We start from the raw sequence: 7568 nt of genomic DNA on the forward strand, positions 1-7568 counted from the left end.
CCCGCCGACTCCCCCCACGGCACCCCCCGCCCCCCCCCCCCCGCCCCCGCCGAGCAGGTCCGGAGCGAAGGGAAGTTCCCCTCCCCGTTCAGCAACGCCCCCCCGGGCCCGGGGGGCCCCCCCCCCGCGCCCGCGTCCCCCGAATCACTCCGAGGAGCCGACCGATGACGACCCACCCGCGCGAGTTAGGCCGCCGCAGCGTGCTGCGGATGCTCGCCGCCGCCTCCGCCGTCCCCGCCCTGGTGAGCACCGGCACCGCCGCGACCGCCGCCGCAGCGGCCGCACCCGCGCCCCGCGCCGGGACGCGCGCCGGCCACACCTTCGTGAGCCGCCCCGACCTGAACCCGCCGCAGGTCGCCATCAGCACCCCCGCCGCCGGCGTCCGGCCCGGCCACGTGCTGCTCACCCCGGCCGGGGCGAACAAGCTCGACCCCGCGGCCGCCGCCCGGCGCGCCGACTTCCAGCCCGGCGCGCTGATCATGGACGACCTGGGGCAACCGGTGTGGTTCTCGCACCCCGCCGAGGGCGTCATCGCCGACATGCAGGTGCAGCAGTACCAGGAGAAACCGGTGCTGACCTTCTGGGAAGGCGCCATCCACGTCCCGCCGGGCTTCGGCACCGGGCAGTTCGCGATCCTCGACGAGAGCTACCAGCGCATCGCGACCGTGCGGCCCGCCAACGGCCTCGAAGGCGACATGCACGAGTTCGTGATCACCCCGCGCGGCACCGCGCTGATCATCGTCTACACCGAGGTCCGCGCCGACACCACGCCCGTCGGCGGCGCGGCGAACGCGAAGGTGCTCGAAGGCGTCGTGCAGGAGATCGACATCGCCGGCGGCGAGCTGCTGTTCGAGTGGCGCAGCCTGGAGCACGTCGCCATCGAGGAATCCTTCTACCCGGTACCCGCGGACCCGGAGGAGTGGTTCGACTACATCCACCTCAACGCGGTCTGCGAGGACGGCGACGCGCTGCTCGTCTCCGCCCGCTGCACGCACGCCGTCTACCGCATCGACCGCGGCACCGGCGAGGTCACCTGGCGGCTCAACGGCAAGAAGAGCGACTTCGAGATGGGGCCGGACGCCGCGTTCGCCTGGCAGCACGACTGCAGGCGCCGCGAGGACGGCACGATCAGCCTGTTCGACAACGCCGCCGCCGCACCCGGTCGCGGGCGCTCGCGGGCGCTCGTGCTCGACGTCGACGAGCAGGCGCGCACCGCGACCGTGCGGCGCAGCCACGAGAGCCCGGAGGGACTGCTCGCGCCGAACCAGGGCAACACCCAGCTGCTCGACGAGGGCCACCTGTTCGTCGGCTGGGGCGGGGAGCCGTACTTCACCGAGTTCGACGGCGACGGCGAGGTGCTGTTCCACGGCAAGTTCGTCGACTCCATCACCTCGTACCGCGCGTTCCGGTCCTCGTGGGTCGGCAGGCCGCTGGACCGGCCCGCCGTGGCCGGGCAGGCCGGGGACGGCGTCACCAGCGTGTACGCCAGCTGGAACGGGGCCACCGAGGTCGCCGCGTGGCGGGTGCTGACCGGGCCGGACGAGGCGAACCTCGCGCCCGTGCAGGACGTGCCGCGCACCGGTTTCGAGACCCGGGTGGACGTGCCCGGCGACGCCGCCTTCGTCGGCGTGCAGGCGCTCGACGCCCGGGGCGAGGTCCTCGGCGACTCCCCGGCGGCCGAAGTCGCCTGATCGTGCCGGCGGAACGGCCCGGTCGGCCGCTCGACCGGGCCGTTCGGGACCGGTCCGCGCGGCGAACCGGGGAAGCTAGGGTGCGCGGTGGTCCTCCGTCCGGTTCGCACGATCGTGAGCACGCCCATGCCGCACGCCCCGCAGGTGACCACGAACGAACGCCTCGTCGCGCTCGACTGCCTCGGCTGCGGGCGCTCGCACCCCGTCGGCGACCTGACCGCCGGCTGCCCGGACTGCCTGGAGCGCGGCACCCCGGCGAATCTGCGCTGCCGCTACGACGGGGACCCGTTCGGGCAGCTGCCGCTGCGCGGCGCCCGCACCCTCGGCGAAGGCGGCACCCCGCTGTTCCCGCTGCCCGCCGAGCTCGCCCCGGACGGCGTCGAGGTGTGGGTGAAGAACGAGGCCGCGAACCCGACCGGTTCGCACAAGGACCGGTTCAGCTGGGGCGCGGTCGGCCGGGCCGCCGCGGCGGGCTGCGCGGGGGTCGTGGCCGCGTCCTCCGGCAACGCCGCGGTGTCGCTGGCCGCCTACGCCGCGCTCTACGGGCTGGAGTGCGACCTCGCCGTCACCACCGCCGTGCCCGCCCCGATCGTCGACGCGGTGCGCGCCGCCGGCGCGCGGCTGCACGTGTTCGAGGACGCCGAGCAGCGCTGGGACTTCGTCCGCGACCGCGCCGCCGATCCGGGTCGGCTCGCGGTGACGAACTACGTGCGGCCCGCCGTGGGCAGCAGCCCGTTCGGCGTGGACGCGATGCGACCGCTCGGCTGGGAGGTGGTGGACGGCCTCGGCCGCGTCCCGGAGCACGTGCTGCTGCCGACCGCGCGCGGCGACCTCGCCTTCGGCGCGCACCTCGGGTTGCAGGAGGCGGCGCGGCGGCACGACCGGCCGGGCCCCCGGGTGCACCTGGTCGAACCGTTCCCGCGGCTGAGCGCGGTCCGCGCGGGCGCGAGCGTGCACGACTCCTTCCCGGGGACGGCCACCGGCGCCCCGTCGATCGGCGGCGGCTCCACCACGGTGCAAGCGCTGCGGGTGCTGGCGGAATCCGGGGGAGATCCGGTCGTCGCCGACGGGGCCGCAGCGGCCGCGGAACGGCTGGCGCGGCACGGGATCCTGCTCGAAGGGGCCAGCGCCCTGGTGCTCCCCGCGCTGCACCGGCTGCACGGATCCGGCCGCATCGCGCCGGGCGAGACCGCCGTCCTCGTCGCCACCGCCCACCCCTTCAAGGGTCTCTGACCGCCGGGGAACCGCGCCCCGTCAGGACCGGGTGTAGACCCCGTGCGGGTACGGGTGGTAGCCCTTCGCGCCGACCGCCCTGGTCAGCGGGCTGCGGACGTCCTCGTCCGCGCGCAGCAGGTCCAGCACGTGCCGGAAGTCCCACCGCGGCGTCCAGCCGAGGTCCGCACGGGCCCGGTCGTTGGCGTACACCCGGTCCAGCGAGGGGAACATCCGCCAGCCGCGCCGCGCGTACTCCGCCTCCTGGTCGGGGAACAGCCGCCGCACCACCTCGGGGGCGTCGGTCCGCAGCAGCGCCGCGTCCTGCGGGGAGAACGGGGGAGTGGCGCTGATGATGTAGCGGCCGAACCCGAGCTGCGGGGCCCGCGCCAGCGCCAGCCGGTGCGCGTCCACCGCGTCCTGCAGCTCCACCCGCCGGTACAGGTGCTCGTTGACCTTCGCGTTGAGCCCGTCGTAGGCGGTGCGGACGTCCTCGCGGTCGTCGTCCTCCGGGAAGAAGCGGGAGGTGCGCAGCACCACCACCGGCAGCCCGTGGTCGCGGTGCACCAGTTCGCAGACCTGCTCGGCGGCGATCTTGGTGACGCCGTAGACGTTGCGCGGCACCGGCACCACGTCCTCGGTGATCCACGCCGCGGGCTCGCCCGGTGCCGGGGTCAGCGCGCGGCCGAACGCGCTGGTGCTGCTCGTGAACACGAATCTCCGCACCCCCGCGGCCACGGATTCCTCCAGCAGCGCGAGCGTCCCGCCGACGTTGGTGTCCACGAACGCCTGCCGGTCGTGCGAGCCGACGTGCGGCTTGTGCAGCGTCGCCGCGTGCAGCACGCCGGTGACTCCGTCCAGGCAGCGGCGCAGCAGCTCCCGATCGGTGATCGAGCCGGTGGCCGTGGTGAACCGGGACGGCAGCAGGTCCAGCCCCACCACGTCGCGGCCTTCGGCGCGCAGGCCGCGCACCAGCGCCTCCCCGAGGTGGCCTGCACTGCCGGTGACCAGGATCTTCTCGTCGTTCACGCGGGCCGACGCTACGGGTCTGCGTCGCGCGGGGAAAGCGGTTTTCGCGGCGCGGGCCGGAGCCCTCATTCGCGGACGATGACCACCGGGCACTTCGCGTGCACCGCGCAGCGCTGGCTCACCGAGCCCAGCAGGGTGCGGTAGAAGCCGCCGTGGCCGCGGCTGCCGACCACCAGCAGCTCCGCGCCGTCGGCGGCCTCCAGCAGCGCCTGCGCGGAGTGCCCGTGCACCACCACGCGCTCCACCGCGCTGCCCGGCCCGGTCACCGCGTCCACCGCGTCGTGCATGTTCCGCTCGGCGGCCTGCTGGAAGTCGTCCGGCGGCATCGGCCCGCCCTCCCAGCTGTAGAACGCCGGGTATTCCCAGGCGACCACGGCGCGCACCGCGGCGCCGGTGTGCTCGGCCTGCCGCATCGCCCAGCGCAGGGCCGCGCGGGACGGCTCGGACCCGTCGACACCCACGATGATCACGTTCTCGGTCGTGCTGTCCATGCGCCACCTCGTTGGTGTGGTCCGCCGCCCCGGCGGCGGAGGGACTCGCGCTCCGCGGCCCCCAGTGTGCGACGAACGGGCGGGCCGCCGGAACCCCGGCGCCACCGGTCGAGCGGAACTCCTCCGGTTCGGAACGGAACTCTCCGTGTCGTGCTCGCCGATCAGGGGTCACCCGGCACGGTGGGTGAGGGTGAATTTCCCGCTGTGCAAGGGAAAAACGGGGGATCATCCGCACACGACCGGCGTCTTGCCGGGACGGGTGGGACGGGAGTTACCTCAAGGGGCACGTTTCACCGAGAGCAAGGGGGCGATCATGACCGCAGCCGAGAGTGGAACCACCGGCCGCTACCTGGTCCTGCTGGAGGACGACGCGACGGTGCTCGGTGCCCGGGAACTCAACCGGCTCGCCGGTATCCGCACCGCCAGCACCGCCGACGCCGCGGGCGCCGCGCCCGGAGCGCTGTTCAGCGGCGCAGGCGGCGTCGTGCTGCACGAACTCGGCGTCGCGCTCGTCGACGCCGACCCGGAGCAGTTCACCGCGCTGCAGAACTCGGTGCGCGAACGCGGCACCCCGCTGGCGGCGATCGAAGCAGAGCGCCGGGTCTTCGCCATCGGATCCCCGCAACCCGCCGCCGACGCCGAAGTCACCTGGGGCCTGCGCGCCGTCCGGGCCGACCAGAGCACGCCCACCGGCAAGGGCATTCGGGTCGCCGTGCTCGACACCGGCTTCGACGAGCAGCACCCCGACTTCGCCGGCCGGGACGTCGTCACCGGGTCCTTCGTGGAGGGGCAGGACGCCCACGACGGGCACGGCCACGGCACGCACTGCATCGGCACCGCCTGCGGACCGCGCAGCACCCAGTCCGGCCCGGGCTACGGCATCGCGTCCGAGGCGTCGATCTACGCGGGCAAGGTACTCAGCGACGAGGGATCCGGCGGGGACAGCGGGATCCTGTCCGGCATCCAGTGGGCGATCTCCAACGGCTGCTCGGTGGTGTCGATGTCGCTGGGCGCGCCGACCGAACCGGGGCAGCCGTTCTCCGAGGCGTTCGAACGCGTGGCGCGGCGCGCCATCGAGCGCGGCACGCTCATCGTGGCCGCCGCGGGCAACGAGAGCCAGCGGTCGGCGGGAGCGATCGCGCCGGTCGGGCACCCGGCGAACTGCCCGTCGATCCTCGCCGTCGGCGCGGTGGACGAGCAGGGCGCGGTCGCCGACTTCTCCTCCGGCACGGTGGATCAGATCGGCCAGGTCGACGTGGTCGGGCCGGGGGTGGACGTGTACTCCAGCTGGCCGGGCCAGGAGCGCTACCGGAAGCTCAGCGGCACCAGCATGGCCACCCCGCACGTCGCGGGCGTCGCCGCGCTGCTCGCCCAGCAGTACCCGGAACGGGCGTGGGGCCTCTGGGCTCGCCTCGCGCAGAACGCCAAGCGCCTGCCGCTGCCATCCACCGACATCGGCGCGGGCATCGTCCAGGCACCCTGAGCCCGGTTCCGCGGGTGGCGGGTGCGCTTCGCGCGCCCGCCACCCGCGCTGCCAGGTGTGCCCGTCCCCCGTTCCGGGTAGTCCGCGCGCAGCCGGTCAGGTCCGCTGCCCCCGCTGTCCCGCGGGGCGCCGGCGGCGGATCTTCCGGCAGGCGATCGGCCGGGGGGACGGAGATGAGCACAGGCGACGCAACCGGCGGTGGCCGGACCGGTCGAGAACCGGGCCGGGCGGCGGCGGTCGACGAAGCGGTCCGCGCGCGCGAGGAGATGGGGGCGGCGCTGGACGGCGCCGACCGCGCGGTGGAACCCGCGTCGATCCCCGACGCCCGCACCGAACCCGGCGGCGAGCCGGGCGCGCTGTCCGCGCGGGACGCGCTGCTCGACGTGGCCGTCCGCGGGCACCGGCTGGCGCTGCTGCTGGACGGTCTCGCCCGTCGTTACGCCACGCCGGGAACCGCGCGGCCCACCGACGCGCACGTGGCCCTCGACCAGGCCGCGGGGGGGGCGGAGGACCTCGGCAACTGCGTCCAGGCCGCGGCCGCCGCCATAGCCGAGCAGCACGACGCGGAGCGGTGAACGCCCCGCCGCCGTGCGCCGCCGGAGTCAGCTGCGGGACAACGCCTTCTCCAACTCGGCCTTGCTCATCTTCGAACGGCCGCCGATCCCGGCCCGGCGCGCGTCCTGGTAGAGCTGCGCCTTGGTGCGGCCGAGCGGCCCGGTGCGGTTCCCGGAGCGCAGTCCGCCGCGGCGCTCCGGTGAGATGTCCTGCACCGAGGTCTTGCTGCGCCGCTTGGCCTGGCCCTGCTGCGCGCGTTCCTTGTTCACGGTGCGGGCGGCGATCTCCTCGGCCCGGCCTTCGCTGCTGCCGCGCCGTTCGGCGCCGTGCTTGATGTGCTCGTACTGCCGTTCCTGCTTGCGGTTCGCTCCGGCGGGCATGGTGCTCCTCCTCCGACGAGGCGGTGTTCCGGTTCCGCTCTACCCGCGGATCGACGGCGGTACACCTCCGGATGGGGACGGAATCCCCTTGCGCGTTCGGCGGAATCCGTTCCGCGGCCGCGCGGGGAGCGGGCCGGCCGCGCCGCTCGGGACTACGCTGCACCGCTGACGAACGGGAGTGCGCATGGGTGAGCAGGGAGTGCGGTTTCCGCTCCGGCGGATCCGCTCGCCGCGCTGGGCGGAGCAGCCGGGCACCTGGCGGCAGGCGCGGCCGGAGCTGATCGCGGCCGCGCTGCGGCGCGCGCAGGCCCGGCCGTCGGGGAACTGGTTCGTGCTGGCCGGGAGCCGGGAGATCTCCGCGTCGCGGCCGTTCGGGCGCACGGTGGCCGGTGTGGAGCTGGTGGCGTGGCGCGACGGATCAGGGGAGTTGCACGTCGGCCCCGGTGCCTGCCCGCACCTGGGCGCCCCGCTGCGGGAGGCGCGGCTGCACGAGGGACGGCTGGTGTGCCGCTGGCACGGGATGTGCCTGGGGGAGGGGACCGCGGGCTGGCGCACCTTCCCCGCGCACGACGACGGGGTGCTCGCCTGGGTCCGCTTGGACGCGGCCGGCGGGGAGGCGCGGGGGGGCCCCCCCCCCCGCCGCGCCCCCCCCCCCCGGCGCGCCGCCCCGGCGGGGGGGGGGGCGGCGCCGCGGGGGGGCGGGGGGGGGGGGCGCGGGCGGGGGGGG

General features: G+C 75.4%; 8 protein-coding genes. 5 read left to right on the forward strand and 3 right to left on the reverse strand.

Annotation, left to right across the window (positions count from 1 at the left end; translation table 11 throughout):
- Positions 1 to 164 precede the first annotated feature (164 nt).
- A complete protein-coding gene (locus LCD35_RS19550; RefSeq protein WP_225044611.1) occupies positions 165 to 1691 on the forward strand; it encodes an arylsulfotransferase family protein in 1527 nt (508 codons plus the stop codon).
- 114 nt (positions 1692 to 1805) lie between these two features.
- Complete coding sequence (locus LCD35_RS19555) at positions 1806 to 2924, forward strand: PLP-dependent lyase/thiolase (protein WP_225044612.1); 1119 nt, start codon at positions 1806 to 1808, stop codon at positions 2922 to 2924.
- A 21-nt stretch (positions 2925 to 2945) separates the two neighbouring features.
- Here the strand turns inward: LCD35_RS19555 and LCD35_RS19560 are convergent, their stop codons facing one another.
- The gene (locus LCD35_RS19560) at positions 2946 to 3932 is read right to left on the reverse strand and encodes an NAD(P)-dependent oxidoreductase (protein WP_224958727.1); all 987 of its coding nucleotides are present in this window, start codon (positions 3930 to 3932) and stop codon (positions 2946 to 2948) included.
- Between the two features lie 65 nt (positions 3933 to 3997).
- Complete coding sequence (locus tag LCD35_RS19565) at positions 3998 to 4423, reverse strand: universal stress protein (RefSeq protein ID WP_224958729.1); 426 nt, start codon at positions 4421 to 4423, stop codon at positions 3998 to 4000.
- 313 nt (positions 4424 to 4736) lie between these two features.
- On the opposite strand from LCD35_RS19565, the gene LCD35_RS19570 reads away from it, so the two are divergent.
- Together LCD35_RS19570 and LCD35_RS19575 are read left to right on the forward strand one after the other, a co-directional pair.
- Positions 4737 to 5906 (forward strand): S8 family serine peptidase, encoded by a 1170-nt coding sequence (locus tag LCD35_RS19570; protein ID WP_224958730.1) that lies wholly within the window; start codon positions 4737 to 4739, stop codon positions 5904 to 5906.
- 173 nt (positions 5907 to 6079) lie between these two features.
- On the forward strand, positions 6080 to 6481 hold the full coding sequence (locus LCD35_RS19575; RefSeq protein ID WP_224958733.1) for a hypothetical protein: 402 nt from the start codon (positions 6080 to 6082) through the stop codon (positions 6479 to 6481).
- A 27-nt stretch (positions 6482 to 6508) separates the two neighbouring features.
- Here LCD35_RS19575 and LCD35_RS19580 read toward each other — a convergent pair whose 3' ends face one another.
- On the reverse strand, positions 6509 to 6841 hold the full coding sequence (locus tag LCD35_RS19580; RefSeq protein ID WP_224958734.1) for a plasmid stabilization protein: 333 nt from the start codon (positions 6839 to 6841) through the stop codon (positions 6509 to 6511).
- Positions 6842 to 7025: 184 nt separating this feature from the next.
- Between LCD35_RS19580 and LCD35_RS19585 the strand changes: the two genes are divergently transcribed.
- Positions 7026 to 7568 (forward strand): Rieske (2Fe-2S) protein (locus LCD35_RS19585; protein ID WP_225044613.1); only part of this gene is annotated, 543 nt, incomplete at its 3' end.

Origin of the sequence: Saccharopolyspora sp. 6V (assembly GCF_020176785.1) — a bacterium.
Classification (GTDB): Bacteria; Actinomycetota; Actinomycetes; order Mycobacteriales; family Pseudonocardiaceae; genus Saccharopolyspora_C; species Saccharopolyspora_C gregorii.

What these genes read in the sequence shown, in the direction of transcription:
- LCD35_RS19550 (WP_225044611.1), top strand. Translation starts at nt 165, where the DNA reads ATGACGACCCACCCGCGCGAGTTAGGCCGCCGCAGCGTGCTGCGGATG.
- LCD35_RS19565 (WP_224958729.1), bottom strand. Translation starts at nt 4,423, where the DNA reads ATGGACAGCACGACCGAGAACGTGATCATCGTGGGTGTCGACGGGTCC.
- LCD35_RS19580 (WP_224958734.1), bottom strand. Translation starts at nt 6,841, where the DNA reads ATGCCCGCCGGAGCGAACCGCAAGCAGGAACGGCAGTACGAGCACATC.
- LCD35_RS19575 (WP_224958733.1), top strand. Translation starts at nt 6,080, where the DNA reads ATGAGCACAGGCGACGCAACCGGCGGTGGCCGGACCGGTCGAGAACCG.
- LCD35_RS19570 (WP_224958730.1), top strand. Translation starts at nt 4,737, where the DNA reads ATGACCGCAGCCGAGAGTGGAACCACCGGCCGCTACCTGGTCCTGCTG.